This is a genomic window from Allobosea sp. 05T438 (assembly GCF_056396025.1).
Genome location: NZ_JBFTKQ010000001.1, coordinates 330,043 through 356,174, shown reverse-complemented (window position 1 = coordinate 356,174; position 26,132 = coordinate 330,043). Strand labels below are relative to the sequence as shown.

Sequence of the window (26,132 nt, the reverse complement as noted above, 5' to 3'; positions counted from 1 at the left end):
GCCGGCGGGAGTGCATGCAAAGGCTGGGGATGTCCGCAGCGACGAGGGGGGCCAAGGCGCCGCAGAGCCGCTATGTTCGTCCGCCTTCACTGTGAAGTAGGGCTTCGCGAGAGGATGAGGGTTGCTGCGGCAATGGTCGCGCAATTTCAGGAGGCAGGAATGACCAGGCAGCACCCGGAATACCAGTATCTCGACCTTCTTTCCGACGTGCTGGAGCGGGGCGACGAGCGGCTGGATCGCACCGGCGTCGGCACGCGGTCCATCTTCGGCGCCATGGCTCGATTTGACCTGTCGGATGGGACGGTACCCATTCTTACAACCAAGCGAGTCTTCTGGAAGACTGCGGTGAAAGAGATGCTCTGGTTTCTGACCGGGCAGACCAACATTCAGCCGCTGATCCGCGAGAACGTACGAATCTGGACCGACTGGCCGCTCGCCACCTACCGTCGCGAAACCGGCACGGACATCAGTCAGTCCGAATTCGAGAAGCGCATCGCGGAGGATGATGCATTTGCCGCGCGTTGGGGCGATCTAGGTCCCGTCTATGGTAAGCAATGGCGGCGCTGGTTGGGCGCTGATGGTCGCGAACACGACCAGATCGCGGATCTGATCAGCACTCTACGGAACAATCCGTCCAGCCGCCGAATGCTATTTCACGGTTGGAACGTGGCCGAGCTAAGCCAAATGGCGCTACCGCCTTGCCATTTGGTCTATCAATACCACGTCACTTCCGATGGGCGGCTGAATTCTCTTTGCTTCCAAAGGTCAGCAGATCTGCTCCTCGGAGTAGGGTTCAACTGGGTGAACTGTTGCGCCCTTCAAATGATGATTGCGCAACAGGCGGGATTAAAGCTGGGCGACTTTGTCTGGTTTGGTGGAGACGTTCATCTCTACCTCAATCATCTCGGCCAGGCCCGGGAGCAATTGAGCCGTGATCCGCGTCCGTTCCCCAAAATGCGTCTGGTGCGGCAGGCGGCCAGCATCGACGACTATCGGATCGAGGACTTTGAAGTGGAGGGCTATTTGCCTCACGCCGTCATCAAGGCGGACGTCGCGGTCTGAGCCTAGCTACCGCGGACCAACTTGAGACGATCCGACCGTCCGGCAAAGGCGCGAACGGCCGCCTGGGCGGATGCCGTGATGGGTGCTTGTTCCTGCTGAGCGATCGCAGAAAGGCGCAAACCTGAGCTCGGGGTCTTGCCGCCCGCCGCAACTCGCCACGATCGATGCGCCGCAAACTTTCTCGCGGCCGCCTGCGTCGCGGCTGCCGTTACCTTCTGGCTGTGATCAACGAGTCCTGAGCCCCCGCGGCCGTTTGCGCGCCTCGGCATCGCACGACCTCACCCAGCACCGGGAGATACCAGACTGGACTCAACATTAGAATGTTTCTAAAGAATGTCGAGAACTCCTGTTTGTTGGTGACGTCTTGCCCGCGTTCTTCTCGCTCTTTCGGCCTGCCCGGCGACGGTTCGATGACCTCAGCCCGCAGGAGGTCCTTTCCCTCGCGATTCTCGCCGAGGAGGAGGACGGCCGCATCTACGCAGCCTACGCGGCAAATCTGGGCGAGCGGTATCCAGCTTCGGCTGCGATGTTCGATGCGATGGCGGCGGAGGAAAATGAACACCGTCGCAGTTTGCTCGACCTCTATGTGCGACGGTTCGGATCCACGGTCATTCCTATTCGTCGCGAGCACGTCGAAGGCTTCTATGCGCGGCGGCCGCTATGGCTGGTAAAATCGCTGCCGCTGGAGCGCGCCCGGGCGGAAGCCGCAGATATGGAGCGGCAGGCGGAAGCCTTCTACCGGCTGGCCGCATCCCGCAGCTCCGATGCAGAAACACGCAAGCTGCTGGGAGATCTTGCCGCCGCCGAGGCGAAGCATGAGCGGACGGCACTGGCTCTCGAAGACAGCCTGACGAGCGGCGACGAAGGGAAGACTGAAGCGGAGCACGCCAAGCGTCAGTTTGTCCTGACGTGGGTCCAGCCGGGCCTCGCCGGACTGATGGACGGCTCGGTCTCGACGTTGGCACCGATCTTCGCCACCGCGTTCGCGACACAGAACACGTGGACGACATTCTTGATCGGCCTGTCTGCTTCGGTCGGTGCTGGTATCTCGATGGGCTTCACAGAAGCAGCCCACGACGACGGCAAGCTCTCGGGACGCGGACCGCCGTGGAAGCGCGGCGTCGCTTCCGGCGTCATGACAGCGTTGGGCGGACTCGGGCATGCATTGCCCTACCTCATCCCTCAATTCTGGACCGCTACGATCATCGCGCTCTGTGTCGTTTTCGTCGAACTCTGGGCGATTGTCTGGATCCAAAATCGCTACATGGAGACGCCGATCGGCCGAGCCATGTTCCAGATCATTCTGGGCGGTCTGCTTGTTCTGGCTACCGGCATCCTCATCGGCGGCGCGTGAAAAACAAACGGAACCACCATGCAGCATAATTCCGACCTGACGCGGTATGACTCGACTACCATCGCTCTGCATTGGCTGACAGCTGCGCTTGTGCTGCTTTTGTGGCTCATGGCTCAAAGCGAAGCTCTGCTGCCGCGTGAATGGCGTCATGGCATGTGGTCCATCCACATCGCGGCCGGGGTGGGGCTGATATTGGTCTATGGCGTTCGAGTTCGGTGGCGCGTGTCATCAGGCCGCCGTCTTCCCTCCATCAATACGGGTGTTCTCCGGATAGCCGAGCAGGCCGTGCACTGGCTCCTATATGCCGTTCTGGCGGTCACCCTGGTTCTCGGCGTCGTCAATGTGGCAGCCAGAGGATGGGACCTGTTCGGCTTGGTCCAAATACCGTCCTTTGCAGCTGATGACCGCGCTCTGCGTCGCTCGATCAACGGCTGGCACGAACTCGCCGCCAACGCGTTGATCTGCTTGGCGGCGTTTCATGCGGTGGCCGCATTGTGGCACCACTATGCCTACAAGGATGGCGTGCTGAAGCGAATTTGGTTCACAAGCGGCGGAATGTCCGCTTCCCAGCGACCGCCCGGCGGCCATTAATGTGAAGGGTTTTGGCCCGGCCCATACGGCGGCATGATGCCGGGAGTGCCTGCCCACGAGGACTTCAACGAGCATCTGTTCCGCAGGCTATGGACTTATCGAAGAACCGCTGACCGAGCGCCGCCCGGGAGTTTCGAAGACCGTGCGCCGTACGGTGCTCAAGGGACCAAGCGAGAACAGATTCCAGCCATCAAAAAAGGCGGAAGCAGCGGCGAGATCATAGTCAGCGTCCGTTTGTGCGCGCCGAAAGCAGCGCGGGGCCATCAGCGCCTCTCTCGTCGGTTTTGACGCAAATCAAACGGAGCACCCTGGCACCGTGCAAAGTTCAGTTGTGCTGCTGAGCCCGGCGCTTCGGAGCGTCACGGAATGGCGGGTGATCTCGCGGAAGGGGGCGAGAGCCAAAACCGTCATATGTGTTGGCTCGGCCGAAGCTGCGATGATGCGGGAAAGGCCTGGTCATGTCGGACACGCAAGGCCCGGTGATTGACACGGTCCGCCTCTGCAAGGCGTTTGACCGGAACATGGTCGTGAACAATGTCGATCTCACCGTGAATCACGGCGAGATTTTCGGCCTGATCGGGCCGAATGGCGCCGGTAAATCGACACTTATCAAAATGTTGACCACGCTGTTGCCGCCAACCGGCGGAGATGCGTCGGTCGCGGGTTGCGATCTCCGCAAAGAGCCGCAGCGGCTGCGATCGCGTATCGGTTATGTCCCGCAACTCCTGTCGGCGGACGGCGCGCTGACGGGCTACGAGAACCTGTTGCTGTCGGCACGGCTCTATCTCATCCCCCGAAAGGAGCGCGCCGCACGGATCGCCGAAGCTCTTTCGATGATTGGGCTAGCCGATGCGGAGGACCGTCTGGCGCAGCACTATTCCGGCGGCATGCTGCGGCGCCTCGAAATCGCCCAGAGCACGCTGCACAGGCCCGCGCTCGTGATCATGGACGAGCCCACCGTGGGGCTCGACCCCGTCGCGCGCAATGCGATCTGGGACCATATCCGCGATTTGAGGCAGCGTTTCGAGACGACGATCCTGATTACGACACATGTGATGGAGGAGGTCGAGGAGCTCTGCGATCGCGTCGGGATCTTGCACCGCGGGCGGCTCGAAAAGGTCGGAACCCCGGCGCAGCTCAAAGCCGAAATCGGTCCGACAGCGACGCTCGATGATGTCTTCGCTGCCATAGCCGGGCATGACATCGAAACAGGAGGCGACTATGGAGATGCGCGTCAATCGCGCCGCAGCGCCATCGGACGAAACTAGCGCCGGTCTGGCCGGGATCGCGGGTTTCTTCACCCAGATCCATGCGGTCGCGGATGCGGAGTTCCGCAAACTCAGGCATGATCCCAGCGAAATCCTGACCCGGGCCATCCAGCCGGTGATCTGGCTTTTGCTGTTTGGCGAGGTCATGGCGCAAGTGCGCGGACTTGCTACTGGCAATGTCCGCTATCTCGACTTTCTGGCACCGGGCATCCTGGCTCAGAGCGTGCTGTTCGCCGCCATCTTCTACGGCATAGCGGCGATCTGGGAGCGGGATCTGGGCGTCCTGCATCGCTACATGGTGAGCCCGGCACCGCGCAGCGCGCTTGTGCTGGGGAAGGCTACCGCAGCCGGTATACGTGGGCTTGCGCAGGCGGCGGTGGTCTATCTGCTTGCCTGGCTTCTCGGGATCGCGATCGATTTCAATCCGCTCAATCTTCTGGCGGTTGCAGGGCTGATCGCGCTGGGGTCGGCCCTCTTCTCGACTTTCTCGCTCATCATCGCCTGCATCGTGAAGACACGTGAGCGTTTCATGGGTATCGGCCAGGTGCTGACCATGCCGATCTTCTTCGCCAGCAATGCGATCTATCCGATCGAGATCATGCCCGGCTGGTTGAAGGCGGTTTCCCTGGCAAATCCGCTGACCTATCAGGTTGACGCGCTGCGGGCGCCGATGCTCGTCGGAGGCGAAAGCCGTTATGGACTGCCTGTCGACTGTGCCGTTCTGCTGGCAACGACCGCTGTTCTCGTTGCCATCGCGGCACGCATGTATCCCCGGCTCACGACGTAGCGGCAGGAGGCATCCATGGCATTCCCGCGGTCTCGGAGGTTCCGCGTGAGGCGTGGCGCCTCAATGCCGCATCCGGCGAGTTCCGGCGGATTCCTCAGGCCGTCCAGCCAACGTCTTCGATCATGGACGAATGTTCCGCGCCGATCGTGCACGCGACCGGCAGCGCCGGGATCGCAAAATGAATGATCGCAATCGCGCTGACATGATGCAGGGCGTGGCCGCGGACGAGGCGGCGGGCGCGAGCGCTGCTTCGAAGCCGGAGGCCACGCCTCCTCGCGAAGGAGCCGCCGTAGATGCTGCTTCGGCCTCTCCGGGCAGGCGATTCATCGCGCTGCTGGGTCCGGGGCTGGTGACCGGCGCTGCCGATGATGATCCCAGCGGAATTGCGACCTACAGTCAGGTCGGCGCACAGTTCGGCTACGGCCTCGCCTGGACAATGCTGTTCAGCTTTCCCCTGATGGTCGCCATTCAGGCGATCAGCGCGCGGATCGGCTCGGTGACCGGCCGTGGCATCGCCAGCAATCTGCGGCGGCACTACTCGCCCTGGCTGCTGCGCAGCGTGCTGTTGTTGCTCGTCGTCGCCAATGTCTTCAACCTCGGCGCCGATCTGGGCGCGATGGGGTCGGCGCTCAAGCTTCTGATCGGCGGCTCGCAGCACCTCTACACCGTCGGGTTCGCCGTCCTCTCTGTGCTGCTGCAAGCCTATATGAGCTATGAGCGCTATGCTGCCGTGCTGAAATGGGCGACGCTCTCGCTCTTCGCCTATGTCGCCGTCGTCTTCATATCCGGTGTGCCGCTCGCTGCCGCGCTGCACGGCGCCTTCGTTCCGCAACTGACTTTCGATAGCGCCCATGCCATGGCACTGGTTGCCGTGCTCGGGACCACCATCAGCCCCTACCTCTTTTTTTGGCAGGCGGGCCAGGAGGTCGAGGAACTGCATCGGCGTCACATCAAGCCGTTGTTCGTTTCCCCCAAGGATGCGGGCGGGGAGCTGACGCGCATCAGGATCGACACTCTGGTCGGCATGGGCGTTTCCAACACGATCGCCTTGTTCATCATTCTCGCCACGGCCGCCACGCTCAACGCCCACGGCATCACCGATATCCAGACTTCGGCGCAGGCGGCAGAGGCGCTCCGCCCCATCGCGGGAGCCTATACCTTTGCACTCTTCACCACCGGCATCATCGCGACGGGGATGCTCGCCATTCCCGTTCTCGCCGGCTCTGTCGCCTATGCCACGAGTGAGACGTTTCGCTGGCCCGAGGGGCTGGACCATCGCCCTCGGGAAGCAAAAGCCTTCTATGCGACAATCGCCGTCGCTACGGTCGCCGGTCTCGGCCTGAACTTCGCCGGCATCGACGAGGTCAAGGCGCTTTACTGGAGTGCCGTACTCAATGGGGTGCTTGCGGCTCCATTGATGGTGGTGATCATGCTGATCGCTACAAACCGGCGCGTGATGGGGCGTCTGGTTCTGCCGCGCGCGCTCGTTGCAGGTGGTTGGATCGCGACAGCGGTGATGGCGATCGCAAGTGCGGGTTTTCTTCTGCTTTGAATTTTATTTTGAGAATTATCTCAAATGACTCAATGTCTTCGGCAATTTTGAAAATTATGCGCCGGGTCGCCAAAGTTTTATTCCCGAATAAAGTTGCCTGAAGTTCGCAGATGTATGTGTCTGTATTGCGTGTGAATTCTATATATTAGGCGTTAATATCCTCAATATATCCTGAATACACTTGCGACAATAAGAGGATCGAGCATTGGAATTGTGCCCCTTCTTGAAGGGGCGCCGTTTGATGCCCTTTTGGCCGCGACCGCGAGCTGTGCGGGCCTCCCGGCATTTCACTCTCGAAAACGCTGCACTCCAGCCGTTGCATGTCGTTCCGGATATGCTAAAAGCAGAATCGATTATTTGATCAAACGAGCACTCATAGGAAGCCAATGGGCCGGCGAGCGATCTACTCGGGTTCGAAGTTTGAGGAGCTGGCCGGCTATTCGCGCGCGCTCGTCGACGGGGACTGGATCTTCGTGTCGGGGACGGCTGGCTATGATCCGGTGAGCGGGGCCTTTCCGGCCTCGGCTGAGGATCAGGCCCGCCGTGCCTTGCAGACAATCGCGGAAGCGTTGGCGCAGGCCGATGCGTCCCTCGCCGATATCGTGTCGGTGCGCGTCTACCTCGCCGAGCGCGGCGATGTTCTCGCCGTATCCAAAGTCCTCGGTGAACAGTTTGTCGATCCGCGGCCGACCAATACGACGATCCTCTGCGGTTTTCCGGTCGAGGAGATCAAGGTCGAGATCGAAGCGGTTGCGCGGCGGCCTCAGGCGAGCGCCGTCGCATCCGAGGAGGCTGGACGATGAAGCGCGTTGCCCAGCGGATTTCCGGGACGCCGAAGAAATCCTTCGGCATGTACCAGAAGGCGGCGGCGCTGCGCGGTGCCGGCCATGATCTGATTCATCTGGAGTTGGGGCGGCCGGCGGCGGACACGCCGGAGCACATCAAGCGGGCCACGATCGACGCCTTGCTCGCTGGTGATGTCCACTACAGCGACTTGCCCGGAACGGCGCGGTTGCGGAATGTCCTCGCGGAGAAGCTGCAGGCGCGCAACGGCATCGCGGCCGAGCCCGAGACCGTTCTCGTCACGAACGGGCTGACGCATGCGGCCTTCGCCGTCTTCATGGCGCTTCTCGACCAGGGCGACGAGGTCATCCTGATCGATCCCCATTACCCGCAGCATATCGGCAAGATCGAGCTCGCCGGAGCCAAGCCCGTCTTCGCGGCGCTCGACCCGGCCGATGATTTCAGGCTCGCGCCGGAGCGCATCGAAAGCCGGATCACGAGCCGGACGCGAATGATCGTGCTCGTCAATCCGGTAAACCCGACGGGGCGGGTGTTCACGCGGGCGGAGCTCGAGGGGCTCGCGGAACTCGCGCGCCGGCACGACCTGCTGGTCTTCGCCGACGAGGTGTATGAGGACATCGTCTATGACGGGGCGGAGCACTGCAGCATCGCTTCGCTTCCCGGCATGGCCGAGCGGACCTTCTCGGCCTTCGCCTTCACCAAGTCCTTCGCGATGGACGGCTGGCGCATCGGCTATCTCGCCGCGCCCGCCTGGGCCATGGCCGGACTGCTCAAGATCACGGCGAACGACGTCACGCATGTGAACACGTTCATCCAGGCCGGCGCCCATGCGGCGATCACCGGGCCGGGCGACGTTCTCGCCGCGCTGGTCGAGGAGGATCGCCGCAAACGCGATTTCGTGGTGCAGCGGCTGAACCAGATGCCGGGCGTGCGATGTGCCCTGCCGCAAGGCGCCATCTATGCGTTTCCCGACATCTCGGGCACCGGCCTGCCATCCCAGCTTCTCGCCGATATGATCCTCGAGCAGGCCCATGTCGTCGTCGAAGCCGGCAGCTTCTATGGCGCGGCGGGCGAGGGACATCTGCGCATCTGCTTCGGCTCGGAGGGCTTCGCGAGACTGGAAGAGGGCATGGATCGCCTGAGCAGCTTCTTCAATCGGCTGTGATCCGGGCGATGACTGCCAGAAAGCGACCTTTCACCATTCGGGGCGGCATGACGAGATGAGCGACGTCATCCTTGCAACCCGCGGCCTCTCCCGCAGCTTCGGCGCCTTGCGCGCCGTCGACGACGTCACCTTCTCCATCGCGAATGGCGGCATCACCGGGCTCATCGGCCCGAATGGCGCCGGCAAAAGCACGCTCTTCGGCTTGATCGCAGGCGAGGTCAGGCCGAGCTCGGGAGAAATCACCTTTGCCGGCCGGCCGATTACGGGTTTTCGACCGGATCGGATCTTCCGCGAGGGGTTGGCCCGCACCTTCCAGATTCCGCGCCCCTTCCCGCAGATGACGGTGCTCGAAAACGTCATGTTGGCCCCCGTCGCGCAGGCCGGGGAGCGCTTCTGGAACAACTGGTTTCGGCCGTCGCTCGTTCGCGAGGAGGAGCGACGCTGCCGCGAGCGCGCCATGGAGGTGCTCGGCTTCACGGGGCTGGCCGCCAAGGCGCAGGACCCCGCGGGCGTGCTTTCGGGCGGTCAGCAGAAGCTGCTCGAACTTGCGCGGGTGATGATGGTGGAGCCGCGGCTCATCCTGCTCGACGAGCCGGCGGCCGGCGTCAATCCGGCGCTGCTGGAGACGCTGATCGAGAAGATCGTGGCACTGAACGCGAGGGGGATCGGCTTCCTCATCGTCGAGCACAACATGGACATGGTGATGCGGATCTGCGGATCGATCATCGTCATGGCGCAAGGGCAGCTGATCTTCTCGGGCAGTCCGCAGGACGTCGTCCGCGAACAGCGTGTGGTCGACGCCTATCTGGGCGATGTGACGGAGCTGGCGCTATGAGCGGGCCGCTTCTCGTCACCCGCAACCTGCGCGCCAGCTATCGCCGCGGCCTGCCGATCGTCCACGACATTTCGGTCGATGTCGCCGCTGGCGAACTCGTCACCCTCGTAGGTCCCAACGGCGCCGGCAAGTCGACCTTCATGAAGGCGCTCGCCGGGCTCGTCATGATCGAAGGGGGCACCATCCATCTCGACGATCATGACATCACCGGACGATCGACCCACGCGATCATCGCGGCCGGTGTCGGCTTCGTACCCCAGACCGGCAATGTCTTCGCCACGCTTTCGATCGAGGACAATCTGATCGCAGGCGGGCACATCCTTCCCAAGGCACTGCTGCGCGAGCGGCTCGCGCGCGCCTTCGAGCGATTCCCCGCGCTCGCCAACCATCGGCGTTCGGCCGCCAACGTCCTGTCGGGCGGTCAACGCCAGATGCTGGCGGTGGCCCGCGCCCTGATGACCGAGCCGCGGCTGATCATGCTCGACGAGCCGACGGCGGGGCTTGCGCCGAAGATCGTCCAGGAGGTTCTGGCCGATCTGCGCGCGTTGGCGGATAGCGGCGTCGCCGTGCTGATGGTCGAACAGAATGCGAAAGCGGCTCTGCGCGTCTCCGACAGGGGTTACGTCCTGGTCGAGGGGCGCAACCACATGGCAGGCACCGCGCGCGATCTGCTCGACGACGCCGCCATCGCCGAAGCCTTCCTCGGATCCCGGAGAGCGCCATGATCGGCCAGGCGATTGCGGACGGCCTTCTGACAGGCGGCATTCTGGCGCTCGGCGCGATCGGCTATTCGCTGAGCGCGCAAATCCTCAAATTCGCGAACTTCGCCCATTCCGAGATGCTGACGGTCGGCGCCTATCTCGCGCTGGCACTGGTGAGCCTGATGGGAACGGCCGAGCCGATCGGCCCCCTGTCCTTCGGCCTGCCGCTGATCGCGGCGACGGTTCTCGCGGGCATCGGCACCGGGCTGGTCGCGATCGCGGTCGACAGGCTCGTCTTCAGCCGGCTGCGCTCGCGGCGGGCTGCGGCTCTCACGCTGGTCTTCGCCAGCTTCGGCGTCGCGCTGATGCTGCGCAATCTGGTCCTGCTGCTATGGGGACCGGACGCGCATTACTACGGCCAGGAGCTTCAGATCGCGGTCGAGATCCTGCCCGACGTCCGTCTGATGCCGGATCATGTCTTCGTGCTGGCTCTGACCTTCATTCTCGTGCTCTCGCTGCACCTCTTCCTGCAGTCGAGCCGCGTCGGCATCGCGATGCGCGCGATGGCGGACAGCCCGGCGCTGTCGCAGGCCTGCGGCATCGATACGGCGAGCGTCATTCGCTGGACCTGGCTATTGGCCGGCATGCTGGCGGCCTGCGCCGGCGTCTTCACCGGACTCACCGTCCAGATCCGGCCGGAGCTCGGCTTCAACATGCTGCTCGCCGTCCTGACCGCGGCTGTGCTCGGCGGGTCCGGCAGCCTTTTCGGTGCCGTCGTCGGCGGGCTGATCGTCGGGCTGGCCGAGAGCCTCTCCGTTCTGGTCATTCCCGCGAGCTTCAAGCCTGCGGTGCCCTTCCTCCTGCTCCTGCTCGTGCTGTATCTCCGGCCGCAGGGGCTCTTCGCCAAGTCGACACGCGCGTGAGGGCGGAATGATCGGTCTGTTGTCCTATCTCGTCTTTTTCACGAGCGTCGCGCTGATCTTCGCGGTGGTCGTGCTGGGTCTCAATTTGCAGTGGGGCTCCACCGGACTCTTCAACGCCGGTATCGTCGGCTTCTATGCGATCGGCGCCTATGCGTTCGCGATCCTGACTGCGCCGCCACGCCCTGAGCTCATCGGCAACTTCGGGCTTCCCTGGCTGGTCGGGCTGGCAGGTGCGATGGTCGCCTCGGCCTTCGCCGCGCTGGTCATCGGCCTCGCCACGCTCAAGCTGCGCGACGACTATCTCGCGATCGCGACCTTCGGCATCGCCTCGACGATCCAGCTCCTCGCCCTGAACGCCGAGCCGCTGACCGGCGGCGCGATGGGCATCGCGTCGATCCCCAACCCCGCCCGCGGCCTGTCCGGCTCGCCCATCGTCAACAATCTCTGCTATCTCGGGCTCGTTCTGGCGATCGTCGCGCTGGTCTATGGCGGCCTGCAGAGGATCGTCGCTTCGCCTTGGGGGCGCGTGCTGAAGGCAATCCGCGAGGACGAGATCGCCGCGCAGACGCTCGGCAAGGATGTCAGCCTGTTCCGGCTCCAGGCCTTCGTGCTGGGGTCGATGCTGATGGGGCTCGGCGGCGCGCTCTATGTCGGCTTCGTCGGCTTCGTCAGCCCCTCCGACTTCATGCCGATCCTGACCTTCCAGATCTGGACGATGCTGATCATCGGCGGGAGCGGCAACAACAAGGGCGCGATCCTGGGCGCGATCCTGGTCTGGGCGCTATGGACCCTGATCGGCGCCGCGACAGCCCAGCTTGTTCCCGCGCAATATCAGGCCTATGGCGGCGCGCTCCAGTCCGTGGTCATCGGCCTCATCCTCGTGCTGACGCTGCTGCTGCGCCCACGCGGCCTGATCGGCGAACGAAGCATGACGTCCCGTCACGCCGCCTGATGGAGGCCAGCCGCGACGCGATCGCGGCTCAGCTCCCCTTCTTGCGCTTCGGCGGTGAATTCTCGACCTCGTCGCGACACAGCCGGCGCAGGAGATCCTGCGTCGTCTCGATGTCGCCCTTCACCGCCTTGGCGGCCGCGCGCGCATCGCCGGCCTCGATCGCCGCCACGAGGTCGCGATGATGGGAGCTAGGCCTGTAGCTGTCGGACACGAGCAGGGGCTCGATATAGTTCGACAGCATGCGCATATAGGGGCCGAAGCGCAGCCAGAGCGTCTGGATGAACTGCACCACCACGGGCGAGCCGCAGCTGTCGTAGACGGCGAAGTGGAATTCCTGGTTCCGGCCGAGCATCTTGGCGAGGTTGCGCTCGGCCGTGGCGGCCTCATGCTCCAGCATCAGCGCGGCGAAGCGCTTCCGGTCTTCGGCCGTGCTGCGCTCGGTGGCGAGCTTCGCGGCAAGCGTCTCCAGCGCGATGCGCGTGAGGCACAGATCGTTCAGGCCGGCGAGGCTGACGGTAGGCACCTTGGCCGATCCGTTGGCGACCACGACGAGCGCATTCTCCGCGGTCAGGCGACGCAGTGCTTCGCGCACCGGCATGTGGCTCGTCTGGAACGTCTCCGCCAGAAAGGCGATCGTCAGCGTCTGCCCGGGTTCGAAATGTCCGGACATCAGTGCATGCCGCAGCTGCCTGTAGACTCCGTCCTGGATCGTCGAGCGCGACGAGACCGGCTCAAGGAAATCGATGGCCATTCCAGATCACTTTTTGATCAAACGATGCTTCGATTTGCAGCATAGGACGCTAGCCATGCCGGGACAAGCCGTCGCTTGGCTCCCGAGCGCGCGAAGGTTCGCTTCGCGGCGTTCGTATTGGAGATGAAAGCCAAAGTCGAACGGCGACTCTCGCGCACAAAACCGCATAAATATCAGGCTGATATCATACTTCCAGAGGGTGCGTGGCGGCCGCTTTACCCCATGGCGTTTGTGTGCTCTTATGATCAAATGATGCAAGATCATCGCGGGTAGCCCGACGCGTCCGGAGGGCCGTCGGGAAGCCGTTTCGACCAAGGCATAAAAGAGGGGAAAGCCATGTCGAACATAATCAGGAGCCTGCTGCTCGCCTGCGCGGTAGGCGCTGCCGGGTCGGCGCTGGCGCCGTCGCAAGTTCTGGCTCAGAGCGTGTCCTGCCCGGTCAAGATCGGCGGCGTCCTGTCGCTCACAGGATCGATGGGAGCGGTCGGCAAGAACATCGCCAACAGCGCCCAACTCGCCGTGCAGCACATCAATTCCGGCGGCGGCGTCAAGGGATGCCAGGTGCAGCTTGTGCTGCGGGACGATCAGGGGCAGCCCAATGTCGGCGTCGACGCCGCCAAGTTCCTCGTGGAGGTCGAGCGGGTCGCGGCGCTGACCGCGGCGATCTCCAGCGGCGTCACCATTCCCGTCCTGACCTCGGTTGCGGTGCCGTCCAAGATTCCGCAGATCGCCTGCTGCTCGTCCGCGCCGATCCTCACGACGATGGCGCAGGAGGGGAAGACCGGCGGCTTCTTCTTCCGAACCTTTCCGACCGTGAAGAACCTCGCTTACCCGCCGGCGAAAATCGCGGCCGAGCGCGGCTGGAAGCGCATCGCGATGATCTACGTCAACACCGATTACGGCACGAGCCTGGTCAAGGACTTCACGCGCGCGACCGAGGCGTTCGGAGGCAAGGTGGTCAAGACCGTCGGCTTCAACGAGAACCAGGCCTCCTACCGGGCCGAGGTCGCCTCCGCGCTTGCCGAGAAGCCGGATGCGATGTTCCTCGTCGCCTTCCCGCAGGATGGCGCAACGATCGCGCGCGAATGGATATCGCTCGGCGGCACGCAGAACCTGATCCTGAACAACGCCCTGCGCAGCCCGGACTTCGTCAAGGCGGTCGGCGAGAAATACCTCGCCAAGGCGTTCGGCACGGACAATGCCTCGGCCGCTGGACCTTCCGTCAACGTCTTCAAGGAAGCCTTCGAGGCCGAGTTCAAGGCGAGCGCGGCCGGCCCAGGCATCTACAATATCTACGACGCGGTGATGGTGCTGGGCCTCGCGATGAACATCGCCCCCGACCTCTCGGGAACCTCCATCCGCGACGCGATCCGCAAGAGCCATGTGGCGGGGGGAGAAACGGTCTCGACCGGTCCTGCCGAGTTCAAGAAGGCGCTCGCGCTGATCGCGAAGGGCGCGCCGATCAAATATCTCGGGGCGACCGGGCCGGTCGAGTTCGACGCTAACGGCGACGTCAGCGGTCCGGCCCTGGCCTGGCGTGTCGAGGGCTCCAATCTCGTCATCGACCGCAGCTTCTCGACCGAAGACATGCAGAAGCTGTTCAAGCAGATCGATGGCTGACACATAGGGGGCTAGGTTCCGGACGGGCCCGGGCAGCGCTCGCGGCCCGGGCCGACCGGCTGAGAAGGCCATGACGAACTACACGCTGTCGCATTGGGGGCTCTACGAAGTCGAGCCGCGGACCGGGACCGATCCCGCCATCGCTCCGTTCCGGCGCGATCCCGACCCGAACCCGATCGGCCTGCACCAACTCGATCCCGCATTGAAGCGCCTGCGGGTGCGGCGGCCAGCGATCCGTGAAAGCTGGCTGCGCGATGGACCTGGCGCGTCACCGGAACGACGCGGGCAGGACGCTTTCGTCGAGGTCCCCTGGGACGAGGCGCTCGACCTCGTCGCCTGCGAAATCGAGCGTGTCCGCAAGCGTTTCGGCAACAGCGCGATCTTCGGCGGTTCCTATGGCTGGTCGAGCGCGGGGCGTTTCCACCATGCGCAGAGCCAGGTGCACCGCTTCCTCAACGCCGCCGGCGGCTATGTCCGGCATGTCGATTCCTACAGCCTCGGCGCCGCTAATGTGGTGCTGCCACACATCGTCGCCAGCATGGACGAGCTCATGGCGAGCCATACCTCCTGGGAGGTGATGGCTGAGCATACCGAGCTCTTCGTCACCTTCGGCGGGGTGCCGGTGAAGAATGCGCAGATGAACGCCGGCGGCGTCGGGCTGCACGGCGTGGCGCATGGTCTCGCCATGATGCGCGAGGCCGGCGTGCAATTCGTCAATATCGGCCCCGTCCGCGACAATATCGGCGCAGCGCAGGTGGGAGCCGAATGGATTCCGTGCAAGCCGAATACCGACACGGCCGTGATGCTCTCGCTCGGCTTCGTCCTGCTCTCGGAGGGCCTCGTCGATCACGACTTCCTCGATCGCTTCTGCGTCGGCTTCCACGCCTTTGCGTCCTATCTGACGGGAGCCTCCGACGGCATCGCCAAGACTCCCGAATGGGCGCAAGCGATCAGCGGCGTGCCGGCCGCGACGATCGCCGCGCTGGCCCGGCGCATGGCCGCGTCGCGGACCATGCTCAACGTCTCCTGGTCGATGCAGCGCGCCAGCCATGGCGAGCAGCCGTTCTGGGCGGTGATCTCGCTGGCAGCCATGCTCGGGCAGATCGGTCGCCCCGGCGGGGGCTTCGGCCTCGGCTACGGCGCCGCCAATCTGGTGGGCAGCGCGCATGCCAGGGTGAAGGGGCCGACGCTCTCGCAAGGACGCCCCGGCATCTCCGACTTCATTCCCGTCGCGCGGATCGCCGACATGCTGCTCGGGCCGGGTGAGCCCTTCACCTATGACGGTGGGACCTTCGCCTATCCTGACATCCGCCTGATCTACTGGGCGGGAGGCAATCCCTTCCACCATCATCAGGATCTCAACCGCCTGAGGCGGGCCTGGCAAAAGCCGGAGACAATCGTGGTCAACGAGCAATACTGGACCGCGACGGCCAAGCGCGCCGATATTGTCCTGCCCGCCACGACGACACTCGAGCGCGACGATATCGGCTCCGCGACACTGGAAGCCTTTCTCGTGGCGATGAAGCGCGCCGTGCCTCCCGAGAACGAAGCCCGCGACGATTACGATATCTTCGCGGCGCTCTCCGCCCGGCTGGGTTGCGCCGAAACCTTCACCGAAAACCTCGACACGATGGGTTGGCTGCGTCGCCTCTATGACGAAAGCCGCAAGATCAATCAGGGGCGTGGCATCACGCTACCCGATTTCGAAAGCTTCTGGCGAAAGGGGCTCGTCGATCTGACGGCGCATGATCGCCCGGCGACGATGCTCGCGGCCTTCGTTGCCGATCCGGAGCGCACTCCGCTGGGAACGCCGTCCGGCCGCATCGAGATCCACTCGCACCGGGTTGCCGGTTTCGGATTGCCCGATTGTCCGGGCCACGCGGTTTGGCGGGAACCCACAGAGTGGTTGGGCGCCGATAAAGCGAAGCGTTTCCCCTTGCATCTGCTGACCGATCAACCGGCGCGGCGGCTGCACAGCCAGCTCGACGCGAGCCCCCATAGCCGCGCCGGCAAGATCGCCGGGCGCGAGCCCGTCTATCTGAACCCGGCCGACGCGGCCGCCCGCGGCATAGCCGACGGGCAAGTGGTCGAGCTGTTCAACGATCGCGGCCGCTGCCTTGCCGGGGCGATCCTGAGCGACGAGATCATGCCGGGCGTCGCGCGCCTCTGCACCGGCGCCTGGTACGACCCTGATCCTGCGACGGGGCTCGACCGGCACGGCAACCCGAACGTGCTGACGCTCGACGAGCCGGCCTCCACCCTGTCCCAGGGCTGCAGCGCGCAAAGCTGCCTCGTCGAGATCGCTCCCTGGACGGCGGAACTTCCCCCTGTCACCGCCTTCGATCTGCCGGAGTTCACGACGCGATGACGCCAGCGAGGCGATACGATCCGGCGACGCCACAATACCGAAGGACGGTCTGGTGGAGCACGGCTGCACCGCGACCGAGCACCAGCACGCTCGCGGCGGATATCACCGCGGATATCGCGGTCATCGGTGCCGGCTTTACCGGCCTGACCGCGGCGCTGCATCTTGCCCGGACAGGCGCCAGGGTGGTCGTGCTGGAGGCGGATGCGATCGGCTCGGGGGCCAGCGGCCTCAACGCCGGGTTCGTCGTCCCGAACTTCGCCAAGGCCGATCCGGCCGCCGTCATCGCGCGGCTTGGACGGGAGCGTGGAGAGCATCTCCTCACCATGATCGGCGCCGGTGCCGACCGGGTTTTCGCGACGATCCGCGACCACGATATCGCCTGCGACGCAGAGCAGGTCGGCTGGATGCAAGTCGCCCATTCGCCTGCGACGGCGGAGATGCTCTCGCGCCGTGCCGAAGCCTGGCAGGAACTCGGCAGGCCGGTCGTCATGCTGGACGAGGCGAGCGCGCGCGGTCGTTCCGGGCTGCAGCATTGCGCCGGCGCCCTGTTCGACGCGAGCGGCGGCATGCTCCATCCCCTGAACTATGCCTATGGCCTCGCTGGTGCGGTGATCGCCGCCGGGGGGCATATCCATGAGGGCTCCCCGGTGGACAGCGTCGAGCGTTCGGGAAGCGGTTGGCGCCTCGTCTGCGGGGGACGCAAGGTTCAAGCCGGTCAGGTGCTGCTCTGCACCAATGCCTTCGAGCAGGGCGTGGCGCGCCGCCTCGGCCGGTCGACCGTGCCGCTCACGGTCTATCAGGTCGCTACGCAGCCGCTCGACGAGGCGACCGTCCGCAGGATTTCGCCCCGCCGGAATCCCGTCGCCGATACGCGCGCGAACCTCCTGACCTACCGTCTCGACCGCGATAACCGCCTGATCAGCGGCGGCATGGCGATGCTGCCTGTCAGGGCCGAAGAGCGGATGGCGCGCATGATCGTCGCGCGCCTCCAGCGCGAACTCGCCCTGCCGGAAAGGCCCGAGGCCGCTTTCGTCTGGCGCGGCACCGCGGCGATGACGACCGATTTCCTGCCGCATCTCTACGAGTTTGGGCCGGGTTTCCTCGGTGGGATCGGCTGCAACGGGCGCGGTATCGCACTGACCGCCATGCTCGGCGAGGTCATGGCCGCAGCCGCGGGAGGCACCCGCCTCCAGGATCTGCCGATTGGATTGGCGCATCCGGGGGGCATTCCCTTGCGCACGCTCGCCGTGGCCGCTCCGTCCTTCGCGATCGCGCAGGCGCGCTGGCAGGACAAGCAAGCGGGGCTCTGACGATGCTGATCCTCGATGGAATGGACGTTCGCGCCGCGCTCACGATGGAGGATTGCATCGGGGCGGTGCGCGAGGCGCTGCAAACCTTCGCGCGTGGAGACTGCGAGCAGTTTCCACGCTTCCAGCTCAAGCCGGGGACGGACGCGCCGCTGATGGGGCTGATGCCGGCGTTTCAGGGCGGCGACGCACCGGTCTGGTGCCTAAAGGACGTGCTGGTCGCGTCGGGCAATCGCGCGCGCGGCCTCGACAGTCATCAGGGCGCCATCCTGCTTCATAACGGGACGACGGGCGAACCGCTGGCGCTCGTCGACGCGACGGCGATCACCGCCTTGCGAACGGCGGCAACCAGCGTGGTCGCGACGCTGGCCCTGGCGCGCCCGGACGCCCTGAGGATCGCGATCCTCGGAAGCGGGACGCAGGCTCGGGCCCATATCGAAGCTTTGCGCTTCGCCCTGCCGCGGGCCGAGATCGTCATCTGGGCCCGCTCTCCCGAGCAGGCCGAGCAACTGGCCGGGGAAACCGGGTGCCGCCAGGCCTCGAGCATCGAAGGCGCTGTCGCCGAGGCCGACATCATCTGCACGGTCACGGGCGCCCGCGAGCCCCTGCTGCGGCTCGATTGGCTCAAGGCAGGTTGCCACGTCAACGCCGTCGGCGCGAGTTCGCCCCAGGCGCGTGAGCTCGGCTCGGACATCGTCTCGTCGGCCGAGTTCTTCGTGGATTCGCGGGCGCAGGCGATGGTCGAGTGCGGTGAATTGCTGCTGCCGATGCGAGAAGGGGTGATCGGCGAGGATCACGTCCGCGCCGAGATCGGCGAGGTTCTGGTCGGTTCCCGGCCCGGCCGGTCCGGCCCCGGCGCGCTCACGGTCTTTAAATCTCTCGGCATGGCTGTCGAGGACATGGCGGCGGCCGTTTGCGCCCTTCGCAAGGCGCAGGCTTCGGGAATCGGACAACAGATCCGCTGGCGGGCCGGCTGATTGTCAGCGGGCGAGGTTGGCGAGGAGCTTGTGCAGGGTCGCGGCAAAGGCCGCGAACTCCGCCTCGTCGACACCCTCCATCAGGTCCGCATGCATGGCCAGCATCGTCGGCCAGAACTGCTGGAAGAAGGCAGCTCCGGCAGCGGTGATGGCGATGCTGCGCACGCGCCCGTCCTGTTCATGAATCTGGCGGCTGACGAAGCCTTGCCTCTCCAGCGCGTCGAGCGTGCGACTCATGGTCGATTGCTCGGTCGCGGCATACTGGGCGAGTTCGTTCACCGTCAGCGACGGGTAGATGCTCAGGACTGCGAGCGCGCGCATCTTGGTGGTGGTCAGCCCGAACCCGCGGACGGCCTGGAGCATGCGCGCATTCCACAGCATCGCGGTGCGATTGATCAGATAGGGCGCGAAATTCTCCAGCCCGAATTCCCCGATGGTCGGAGGACGGTGCCGGGTCGCGTCGCCGGTGGCGGCCCGCCGGGAAGCAGGCCGCGGAGCGCTCTTGCGTTTGACGTCACTGGCCAAGAAATCGGGTCCGCATGCTCGAGCTTGACGGCATAGGTACCGGAGTTTCCGGCGCAGGCAACCCCGGCACTCAGCCCGCCGGGGTCAGCGCCAGAACGCGCACCGGGCTACCCGTTCCGCCGACGATCTTCAAAGGCGCCACCAGCAGGAGCGATCCCTTCGGTGGCAGCTTGTCGAGATGACAGAGGCTGGCCAGTCCGTATTTGCCCTGGCCAAGCATCAGGGCATGCGCGGGGAAAGGCGGCTCGAAAGCGGCGGCACCGCCAGCGTCGGTGCCCACGCATTCGCTGCCGAAGCCGATCGCACCCCGCGACAGGAGAAGCTCGATGCAGTCGACGCTCGGACCGGGCGAATGCGGGCCGTTTTCGTCCGCATTGAGGAACGCCTGGGCATTCGTGTTGCGGTGGTGCCAATCCGAGCGCATCAGCACCCAGGAACCGGGCTCGATCTCGCCATGCTCGGCTTCCCAGGCCCGCACGCCAGCGGCCGTCAGCAGGAAGTCGGGATCTTCCGCGACGGCGCGGCTGCAATCGATCACCACGGCGGGTGCCACGAAATCGCGCGGCGGCAGCTTGTCCGTCGTGTTGTCCGGCCGATCCTTGCCGGAGATCCAGTGACTGGGCGCGTCGAAATGCGTGCCGGTATGCTCGCCGAGCTCCATCCAGCCCCAGGCCCACCAGGGTCCGTTGCCGTCATAGGCCGAGATCTCGTGCATCTTGAAGCGCGGCGTGTTCTTGCCGAACTGGGGCGGCAGGTAGAGCACCGGCGTGTCCGGCCCGAGCGGCGCGGTGAGATCCACCACCGATATGGCGCCCGACGCGATGGCCGTGGCGACGCCCGAGATCAGCGCCGAAGCGTTCATGTCAGCATCCCCTTTTTCTGTCTTGCAGCCGACAGCATGCAGGCCACCGGGCGATTGTCGCCGATAAATATGAGAATGCAAATAAATTCGATGACACGATGCAGCATGGCGCGTTTATCTCCTTGGGAGGCGATCTGCCTGTCACGTTTCCTGACCCTTTTGAGGCCGATAACGCCGAGGTACCGGCATGCCGATGCGCATAAAGGTACCAATTGACAGTCGACGGTGCTTATTAGATGAATGTGCATATAAATATTCGATAGCGCGATAAGGGGAGCGCCATGGCCGAACGGTCCTTCGCGAAGGAAGTGCAGGATCTGCGCCTGACGGAAGGGGAAATCTTCCGCGGCGAAGGTATCCTCGCCCTGACCAAGGCCTTGCTGCAGTCCGGCGTGGCCTATGTCGCCGGCTATCAGGGTTCGCCGATCTCGCATCTGATGGACGTGCTCGCGGACGCCAAGGATGTCCTCGACGAGCTCGGCGTTCATTTCGAGTCATCCGCCTCGGAAGCGGCCGCCGCAGCGACGCTCTCGGCATCGGTGATGTACCCGCTGCGCGGCGCGGTGACGTGGAAATCGACGGCGGGCACCAATGTCGCCTCCGACGCGCTGACCAATCTCGCCTCCAGCGGCGTCAATGGCGGTGCGCTGATCATTCTCGGCGAAGACTATGGCGAGGGCTCCTCGATCCCGCAGGAGCGCAGCCACGCCTTCGCGATGAAATCGCAGATCTGGCTGCTGGATCCGCGCCCCAATCTCGAATCCATCGTCAAGTCGGTGGAAGACGGCTTCGCCCTGTCGGAGGCGTCGCATACGCCTGTCATGCTGCAGGTGCGGATTCGGGCCTGCCATGTCCATGGCCATTTCGTCGCCAAGGCGAACAAGCCGCCACCCTTCACGCTGCGGGAGGCCCTGGAACAGCCGCGGCGCGACGTCGACCGCGTCGTGCTGCCGCCGGCCTCGATGCTCCAGGATCGGCAGAAGCTGCAGGAGCGCTGGCCCGCTGCCGTCGAGTACATCCGCACGCATCGGCTGAACGAGTTCTTCGGGCCGGCCGCAGGGGATGTCGGCATCATCCTGCAGGGCGGCATGTACAATTCCGTGATCCGCGCCCTGCAATATCTTGGCCTGGCCGACGCCTATGGCGAAACCGCCGTGCCGCTCTACGTGCTGAACGTGACCTATCCGCTGGTCGACGGGGAAGTCGCGGCGTTCTGCGCCGGCAAGCGCGCCGTGCTCATGGTCGAAGAAGGCCATCCCGCCTATCTGGAACAGGCCGTCGGCATGGTGTTGCGCCAGCACGGGCTATCCGCGACGCTTGCCGGCAAGGACGTGCTGCCGCTCGGCGGCGACTATACGGCGGCCGTGCTGACCAAGGGGATCGATACCTTTCTGGCCGCCCATGCCCGTCCGCTTTTGGGCAACCGGGCGCCACCGCCCAATGCCGATGCGGTCCTCATGACCCCCGAGGTCAAGGAACTGGCAACGGTCGTGCCGCCGCGCCCCGCCGGCTTCTGCATCGGCTGCCCCGAGCGGCCGATCTTCGCGGCGATGAAGCTCGTCGAGAAGGAGCTCGGTCCGCACCATATCTCGTCCGATATCGGTTGCCATCTCTTCTCGATCCTGCCGCCGTTCAATCTCGGCGGGACGACCATGGGCTACGGGCTCGCGGGCGCTTCTGCCTCCGCCTTCAACGTGCCGGCCGGCAAGAAGCCGATCTCGGTGCTCGGCGATGGCGGCTTCTGGCATAACGGCCTGACATCGAGCGTCGGCAATGCGGTGTTCAACAAGCAGGATCAGGTCATCCTGATCGTTGACAACTTCTATTCTGCGGCGACCGGCGGGCAGGACATCCTGTCGTCGCGCGCAACGAGCGACACGCGCTCGACCAAGCATTCGATCGTCCAGGCGGTGAAGGGGATCGGCGCGGGCTGGGTGCGCCAGATCGAGCGCACCTACGATGTCGGCCGGATGCGAGATACCTTGAAGGAGGCGCTCACCTCGACCGAACCGGGGCCGAAGGTCATCGTCGCCTCCTCGGAATGCATGCTGAACCGCCAGCGCCGCGAAAAGCCGCTGTTCAATCGCGCGGTGAAGGACGGCCGGCGCATGGTCAAGGAGCGCTTCGGGGTCGATGAGGACGTCTGCACCGGCGATCACGCCTGCATCCGCCTGTCCGGCTGCCCTTCGCTCTCGGTCAAGGAAACCGACGATCCGCTGAGGGACGATCCCGTGGCGTCGATCGACAATAGCTGCGTCGGCTGCGGCAATTGCGGCGAGGTAGCTGAGGCGGCGGTGCTTTGCCCCTCCTTTTACCGCGCCGAGATCATCCACAATCCGTCCTTGCGCGACCGGCTGCTCTCCCGGGTTCGGAGCGCTGTGATCGGCTTCCTGCAGCGCCGGCGCGATCGCCGCCGCATCGTTTTCGGTTGAACCGCCATGACCGACATCGCTCCCCCCGCCGCAGCCGGCGAACGGCATGAACGGCCGATTTCGATCGCGATCCTCGCCATGGGCGGCCAGGGCGGCGGCGTGCTCTGCGACTGGATCGTCGACCTGGCCGAGCGGCAAGGCTGGATCGCGCAATCCACCTCGGTTCCCGGCGTCGCCCAGCGGACCGGTGCGACGATCTATTACATAGAAATGCTCCCGGCGCGCGCGGGGCGCCTGCCGGTGCTGTCGCTGACGCCGACGCCGGGCGACGTCGATGTGGTGATGGCGGCCGAGTTCATGGAAGCGGGCCGCTCGCTTCTGCGTGGCTTCGTCACGCCGGAGCGGACCACCTTGATCGCCTCGACCCATCGCTCCTTCGCCGTGGCGGAAAAGGAGAAGCCGGGCGGCGGGATCGCCGACCCCGGTACGGTGACGGCCGCCGTCGCCATCGCGGCGCAGCGCTCCGTTCTGTTCGACATGCAGGCCCTGGCGGAGCGCAACGGCAGCGTGATTTCGGCCGCTCTGTTCGGCGCGCTGGCCGGCGCGGCTGCACTACCCTTTCCGCGCAGCGCCTTCGAGGAGGCGATACGCGCCGGGGGGAAGGGTGTCGAGCCCAGCCTGCGCGCCTTCGCGGCGGCGGCGGAGCGGGCGGCAGGACGAACGATCGAATTGCCGCAGCCTGTCGGAAAAACTCTGCTGCCGCCTCCACGCAGCGTCGGAGCCCCGAAACTTGATGCACTGCTCGGCCGGCTCCATGACGGGTTTCCCGAGCAGTTGCACCCGATCCTCTTCGCCGGCTTGCGGCGCTGCGTCGATTACCAGGATACGGCCTATGGAGCCGAATATCTGACGGAACTGTCGCGATTGCTGGAACGAGATCGTGCGGCCGGTGGCGCTGAAAAGGCCTATGCGTTCGCGGCGGCTGCGGCCAAGTATCTCGCCGCCGCGATGAGCTATGACGACGTCATCCGGGTTGCCGATCTGAAGACCCGCCCCGCTCGCTTCGCCCGGATCGACCGCGAGACCGGGCGCAAGCCCGACCAGATCCTCTACATGACCGAGTTCATGCATCCGCGCATCGAGGAGATCGTCGGCTCTTTGCCCGCTGCCGTCGGCCGCAGCCTAGAAAAGCGACCCGGCCTGCTACGCCGTCTGGGCCGCCTGACCGATCGTGGACGGCGCGTACGCACCGGTACGGTCTCCTGGTTCCTGCTACTCTATGGGATATCGGCCTTGCGTCCGGTTCGCCGCAGCCTACTGCGCCATCAGCGCGAAATGGAGCACATCCACGGGTGGCTGGAGCGCGCCGAGAAACTCATAAGCCAGGATTACGACCTCGCCGTCGAAGTGCTCGCAAGCAGGCGCCTAGTGAAAGGCTATTCGGATACTCACACAAGGGGCTTGTCGAAGTTCGATCGCGTCCTCGCTGCCGTGCCGATGCTGTCCAGCCTGCCGGATGCGGCCGGCTGGATGAACCGCTTGGTTCGCGCGGCACTCGCCGACGAGGACGGGACGATGCTGGACGGGGTCTTGCGGACGCTTGCGAATCTGCAGCCAGCTACGAGCCCTTCAGCGACTTGACGAATTGGCAGGTGAAAGGCAGCGGTTCCCGTCGCGGTCCATCGCCTGTATCTGCCGAAGGTGGAACGCGACCAAAAATCGTTTGGCTGTGATGGGGCTTTCATCCGTCACAACGCCAATTTACCAGAGGGGGCACCGTGAGGATCGGATCACCGAAGGAAGTTCTGGCTGGCGAGGCGCGGGTTGCAATGACGCCCGAGAGCGCGCTGCAACTCCAGAAGCTCGGCTATGATTGCTTGGTCGAGACCGGGGCGGGCGTTGCTGCGGGCTTCACCGACGATGCCTACCGCGCTGCTGGCGTGACGGTGGTCGAGACAGCCTCCGCACTCTGGGACGAGGCGGACGTGGTCGCCAAGGTGCGGCCGCCCGAGCCGGCGGAAGCCGAGCGCCTGAAAGCCGGCAAGACGCTGATATCGTTCTTCTATCCGGCGCAGAACAAGGAGCTGATGGAGCTCTGCAAGGACAAGGGCGCCAACGTCATCGCCATGGACATGGTGCCGCGCATCTCGCGCGCCCAGAAGATGGACGCCCTGTCCTCGATGGCCAACATTGCCGGCTATCGCGCCGTGATCGAGGCCGGCAACAATTTCGGCCGCTTCTTCACCGGCCAGATCACGGCCGCCGGCAAGGTGCCGCCGGCCAAGGTGCTGGTGGTGGGCGCGGGCGTCGCGGGCCTCGCCGCGATCGGCACGGCGACCGCGCTGGGCGCCGTGACCTATGCCTTCGACGTGCGCCCGGAGGTCTCCGAGCAGATCGAATCGATGGGCGCGCAGTTCGTCTTCCTCGACTTCAAGGGCCAGCAGCAGGATGGCGCCACGACCGGTGGCTACGCCGCGCCGTCGAGCCCCGAGTTCCGTGAGGCGCAGCTCAAGAAGTTCCGCGAACTCGCCCCCGAGATCGACATCGTCATCACCACAGCGCTGATCCCCGGTCGCGATGCGCCGGTGCTGTGGACCAAGGACATGGTCGAGGCGATGAAGCCCGGCTCCGTCATCATCGATCTCGCCGCCGAGCGCGGCGGCAATTGCGAACTGACCAAGCCCGACCAGCGCACCGTTACCCCGAACGGCGTCGTCATCATCGGCTACACCGACTTCCCGAGCCGGATGGCAGCCCAGTCCTCGACGCTCTACGCGACGAATATCCGCCACATGATGACGGATCTGACGCCCGGCAAGGACGGTAAGCTCGTCCACAACATGGAGGACGACGTCATCCGCGGCGCGACGGTGACCTATCAGGGCGCCGTCACCTTCCCGCCGCCGCCGCCCAAGGTCGCCGCGATCGCGGCGCAGAAGCCGAAGGAGAAGGCCAAGGAGCCGACCCGCGAGGAGAAGCTCGCTCTGGAGGCGGCTGCCTTCAAGGCGCAGACCCGCTCGCAATTGACGCTGCTGACCGTCGGAACGGTCGTGATGCTGATCGTCGGCGCCTATGCGCCGGCGAGCTTCATGAGCCATTTCATCGTGTTCGCGCTCTCCTGCTTCGTCGGCTTCCAGGTGATCTGGAACGTGTCGCATTCGCTGCATACGCCGCTGATGGCGGTCACCAACGCGATCTCCGGCATCATCGTGCTCGGCGCGCTCTTGCAGATCGGTTCCTCGGGCTGGCTCGTCACCATCCTGGCGATGGTCTCGGTACTGATCGCATCCATCAATATCGTAGGCGGCTTCCTGGTCACGCGCCGGATGCTCGCCATGTTCCAGAAGTCCTGAGGG

Annotated in this window: 22 protein-coding genes; 19 read left to right on the top strand and 3 right to left on the bottom strand. The window is 64.9% G+C overall.

Annotated features, from left to right (window positions below; translation table 11 throughout):
* Positions 1–159 precede the first annotated feature (159 nt).
* The 12 genes from AC1DIN_RS01770 to AC1DIN_RS01715 all read left to right on the top strand — a co-directional run bounded on the left by AC1DIN_RS01770 (position 160) and on the right by AC1DIN_RS01715 (position 11,994).
* Complete coding sequence (locus AC1DIN_RS01770) at positions 160–1,062, top strand: thymidylate synthase (protein WP_476808455.1); 903 nt, start codon at positions 160–162, stop codon at positions 1,060–1,062.
* A gap of 364 nt (positions 1,063–1,426) precedes the next feature.
* Entirely contained in the window at positions 1,427–2,416 is a 990-nt protein-coding gene (mbfA, locus tag AC1DIN_RS01765) for an iron exporter MbfA (protein ID WP_441469649.1), read from the top strand.
* Between the two features lie 18 nt (positions 2,417–2,434).
* On the top strand, positions 2,435–3,007 hold the full coding sequence (locus AC1DIN_RS01760; protein WP_441469648.1) for a cytochrome b: 573 nt from the start codon (positions 2,435–2,437) through the stop codon (positions 3,005–3,007).
* 458 nt (positions 3,008–3,465) lie between these two features.
* The gene (locus AC1DIN_RS01755) at positions 3,466–4,275 is read left to right on the top strand and encodes an ABC transporter ATP-binding protein (protein WP_476808454.1); all 810 of its coding nucleotides are present in this window, start codon (positions 3,466–3,468) and stop codon (positions 4,273–4,275) included.
* Positions 4,229–5,062, top strand: a complete 834-nt coding sequence (locus AC1DIN_RS01750; RefSeq protein WP_476808453.1) for an ABC transporter permease — start codon at positions 4,229–4,231, stop codon at positions 5,060–5,062. The genes AC1DIN_RS01755 and AC1DIN_RS01750 overlap by 47 nt, the downstream gene beginning before the upstream one ends.
* Positions 5,063–5,240: 178 nt before the next feature.
* The gene (locus AC1DIN_RS01745; protein WP_476808452.1) at positions 5,241–6,614 is read left to right on the top strand and encodes an NRAMP family divalent metal transporter; all 1,374 of its coding nucleotides are present in this window, start codon (positions 5,241–5,243) and stop codon (positions 6,612–6,614) included.
* A 386-nt stretch (positions 6,615–7,000) separates the two neighbouring features.
* Positions 7,001–7,417 (top strand): RidA family protein, encoded by a 417-nt coding sequence (locus AC1DIN_RS01740; protein WP_476808451.1) that lies wholly within the window; start codon positions 7,001–7,003, stop codon positions 7,415–7,417.
* Positions 7,414–8,583 carry a pyridoxal phosphate-dependent aminotransferase gene (locus AC1DIN_RS01735; protein WP_441469643.1) on the top strand — a complete coding sequence of 390 codons (1,170 nt, stop codon included), beginning with the start codon at positions 7,414–7,416 and terminating at the stop codon, positions 8,581–8,583. Before AC1DIN_RS01740 ends, AC1DIN_RS01735 begins: the two co-directional genes overlap by 4 nt.
* Before the next feature lie 55 nt (positions 8,584–8,638).
* Positions 8,639–9,418 carry an ABC transporter ATP-binding protein gene (locus AC1DIN_RS01730; protein ID WP_441469642.1) on the top strand — a complete coding sequence of 260 codons (780 nt, stop codon included), beginning with the start codon at positions 8,639–8,641 and terminating at the stop codon, positions 9,416–9,418.
* Positions 9,415–10,143, top strand: coding sequence for an ABC transporter ATP-binding protein (locus AC1DIN_RS01725; RefSeq protein ID WP_476808450.1), 729 nt, complete (start codon positions 9,415–9,417; stop codon positions 10,141–10,143). Before AC1DIN_RS01730 ends, AC1DIN_RS01725 begins: the two co-directional genes overlap by 4 nt.
* Positions 10,140–11,042 (top strand): branched-chain amino acid ABC transporter permease, encoded by a 903-nt coding sequence (locus AC1DIN_RS01720; RefSeq protein WP_476808449.1) that lies wholly within the window; start codon positions 10,140–10,142, stop codon positions 11,040–11,042. The genes AC1DIN_RS01725 and AC1DIN_RS01720 overlap by 4 nt, the downstream gene beginning before the upstream one ends.
* 7 nt (positions 11,043–11,049) lie before the next feature.
* Complete coding sequence (locus AC1DIN_RS01715) at positions 11,050–11,994, top strand: branched-chain amino acid ABC transporter permease (protein WP_476808448.1); 945 nt, start codon at positions 11,050–11,052, stop codon at positions 11,992–11,994.
* 28 nt (positions 11,995–12,022) lie between these two features.
* On the opposite strand, the gene AC1DIN_RS01710 is transcribed toward AC1DIN_RS01715, so the two are convergent.
* A complete protein-coding gene (locus AC1DIN_RS01710; protein ID WP_441469638.1) occupies positions 12,023–12,745 on the bottom strand; it encodes a GntR family transcriptional regulator in 723 nt (240 codons plus the stop codon).
* A 336-nt stretch (positions 12,746–13,081) separates the two neighbouring features.
* On the opposite strand from AC1DIN_RS01710, the gene AC1DIN_RS01705 reads away from it, so the two are divergent.
* From AC1DIN_RS01705 to AC1DIN_RS01690, 4 genes are all read left to right on the top strand, one after another.
* Positions 13,082–14,365: an ABC transporter substrate-binding protein gene (locus AC1DIN_RS01705; RefSeq protein ID WP_476808447.1), complete on the top strand. Its 1,284-nt coding sequence runs from the start codon at positions 13,082–13,084 to the stop codon at positions 14,363–14,365.
* Between the two features lie 70 nt (positions 14,366–14,435).
* Positions 14,436–16,733: a molybdopterin guanine dinucleotide-containing S/N-oxide reductase gene (locus AC1DIN_RS01700; RefSeq protein ID WP_476808446.1), complete on the top strand. Its 2,298-nt coding sequence runs from the start codon at positions 14,436–14,438 to the stop codon at positions 16,731–16,733.
* Complete coding sequence (locus AC1DIN_RS01695; RefSeq protein WP_476808445.1) at positions 16,730–18,043, top strand: NAD(P)/FAD-dependent oxidoreductase; 1,314 nt, start codon at positions 16,730–16,732, stop codon at positions 18,041–18,043. The genes AC1DIN_RS01700 and AC1DIN_RS01695 overlap by 4 nt, the downstream gene beginning before the upstream one ends.
* Positions 18,044–18,045: 2 nt before the next feature.
* A complete protein-coding gene (locus AC1DIN_RS01690) occupies positions 18,046–19,017 on the top strand; it encodes an ornithine cyclodeaminase family protein (protein ID WP_476808444.1) in 972 nt (323 codons plus the stop codon).
* A gap of 3 nt (positions 19,018–19,020) precedes the next feature.
* On the opposite strand, the gene AC1DIN_RS01685 is transcribed toward AC1DIN_RS01690, so the two are convergent.
* Both AC1DIN_RS01685 and AC1DIN_RS01680 read right to left on the bottom strand, forming a co-directional pair.
* Positions 19,021–19,542, bottom strand: a complete 522-nt coding sequence (locus AC1DIN_RS01685; protein ID WP_476808443.1) for a MarR family winged helix-turn-helix transcriptional regulator — start codon at positions 19,540–19,542, stop codon at positions 19,021–19,023.
* Positions 19,543–19,612: 70 nt separating this feature from the next.
* Positions 19,613–20,404, bottom strand: a complete 792-nt coding sequence (locus AC1DIN_RS01680) for a cyclase family protein (RefSeq protein WP_476765526.1) — start codon at positions 20,402–20,404, stop codon at positions 19,613–19,615.
* 281 nt (positions 20,405–20,685) lie between these two features.
* Between AC1DIN_RS01680 and AC1DIN_RS01675 the strand changes: the two genes are divergently transcribed.
* From AC1DIN_RS01675 to AC1DIN_RS01665, 3 genes are all read left to right on the top strand, one after another.
* The gene (locus AC1DIN_RS01675) at positions 20,686–22,836 is read left to right on the top strand and encodes a thiamine pyrophosphate-dependent enzyme (RefSeq protein ID WP_476808442.1); all 2,151 of its coding nucleotides are present in this window, start codon (positions 20,686–20,688) and stop codon (positions 22,834–22,836) included.
* A 6-nt stretch (positions 22,837–22,842) separates the two neighbouring features.
* Positions 22,843–24,417, top strand: a complete 1,575-nt coding sequence (locus tag AC1DIN_RS01670) for an indolepyruvate oxidoreductase subunit beta family protein (RefSeq protein WP_476808441.1) — start codon at positions 22,843–22,845, stop codon at positions 24,415–24,417.
* Between the two features lie 137 nt (positions 24,418–24,554).
* Positions 24,555–26,129, top strand: a complete 1,575-nt coding sequence (locus AC1DIN_RS01665) for a Re/Si-specific NAD(P)(+) transhydrogenase subunit alpha (RefSeq protein WP_476765525.1) — start codon at positions 24,555–24,557, stop codon at positions 26,127–26,129.
* Positions 26,130–26,132 lie beyond the last annotated feature (3 nt).

What these genes read in the sequence shown, in the direction of transcription:
- AC1DIN_RS01740 (WP_476808451.1), top strand. Translation starts at nt 7,001, where the DNA reads ATGGGCCGGCGAGCGATCTACTCGGGTTCGAAGTTTGAGGAGCTGGCC.
- AC1DIN_RS01690 (WP_476808444.1), top strand. Translation starts at nt 18,046, where the DNA reads ATGCTGATCCTCGATGGAATGGACGTTCGCGCCGCGCTCACGATGGAG.
- AC1DIN_RS01760 (WP_441469648.1), top strand. Translation starts at nt 2,435, where the DNA reads ATGCAGCATAATTCCGACCTGACGCGGTATGACTCGACTACCATCGCT.
- AC1DIN_RS01725 (WP_476808450.1), top strand. Translation starts at nt 9,415, where the DNA reads ATGAGCGGGCCGCTTCTCGTCACCCGCAACCTGCGCGCCAGCTATCGC.
- AC1DIN_RS01735 (WP_441469643.1), top strand. Translation starts at nt 7,414, where the DNA reads ATGAAGCGCGTTGCCCAGCGGATTTCCGGGACGCCGAAGAAATCCTTC.
- AC1DIN_RS01710 (WP_441469638.1), bottom strand. Translation starts at nt 12,745, where the DNA reads ATGGCCATCGATTTCCTTGAGCCGGTCTCGTCGCGCTCGACGATCCAG.
- AC1DIN_RS01700 (WP_476808446.1), top strand. Translation starts at nt 14,436, where the DNA reads ATGACGAACTACACGCTGTCGCATTGGGGGCTCTACGAAGTCGAGCCG.
- AC1DIN_RS01695 (WP_476808445.1), top strand. Translation starts at nt 16,730, where the DNA reads ATGACGCCAGCGAGGCGATACGATCCGGCGACGCCACAATACCGAAGG.
- AC1DIN_RS01770 (WP_476808455.1), top strand. Translation starts at nt 160, where the DNA reads ATGACCAGGCAGCACCCGGAATACCAGTATCTCGACCTTCTTTCCGAC.
- AC1DIN_RS01715 (WP_476808448.1), top strand. Translation starts at nt 11,050, where the DNA reads ATGATCGGTCTGTTGTCCTATCTCGTCTTTTTCACGAGCGTCGCGCTG.
- AC1DIN_RS01745 (WP_476808452.1), top strand. Translation starts at nt 5,241, where the DNA reads ATGAATGATCGCAATCGCGCTGACATGATGCAGGGCGTGGCCGCGGAC.
- AC1DIN_RS01705 (WP_476808447.1), top strand. Translation starts at nt 13,082, where the DNA reads ATGTCGAACATAATCAGGAGCCTGCTGCTCGCCTGCGCGGTAGGCGCT.
- AC1DIN_RS01755 (WP_476808454.1), top strand. Translation starts at nt 3,466, where the DNA reads ATGTCGGACACGCAAGGCCCGGTGATTGACACGGTCCGCCTCTGCAAG.
- AC1DIN_RS01670 (WP_476808441.1), top strand. Translation starts at nt 22,843, where the DNA reads ATGACCGACATCGCTCCCCCCGCCGCAGCCGGCGAACGGCATGAACGG.
- AC1DIN_RS01720 (WP_476808449.1), top strand. Translation starts at nt 10,140, where the DNA reads ATGATCGGCCAGGCGATTGCGGACGGCCTTCTGACAGGCGGCATTCTG.
- AC1DIN_RS01680 (WP_476765526.1), bottom strand. Translation starts at nt 20,404, where the DNA reads ATGAACGCTTCGGCGCTGATCTCGGGCGTCGCCACGGCCATCGCGTCG.
- AC1DIN_RS01750 (WP_476808453.1), top strand. Translation starts at nt 4,229, where the DNA reads ATGGAGATGCGCGTCAATCGCGCCGCAGCGCCATCGGACGAAACTAGC.
- AC1DIN_RS01730 (WP_441469642.1), top strand. Translation starts at nt 8,639, where the DNA reads ATGAGCGACGTCATCCTTGCAACCCGCGGCCTCTCCCGCAGCTTCGGC.
- AC1DIN_RS01675 (WP_476808442.1), top strand. Translation starts at nt 20,686, where the DNA reads ATGGCCGAACGGTCCTTCGCGAAGGAAGTGCAGGATCTGCGCCTGACG.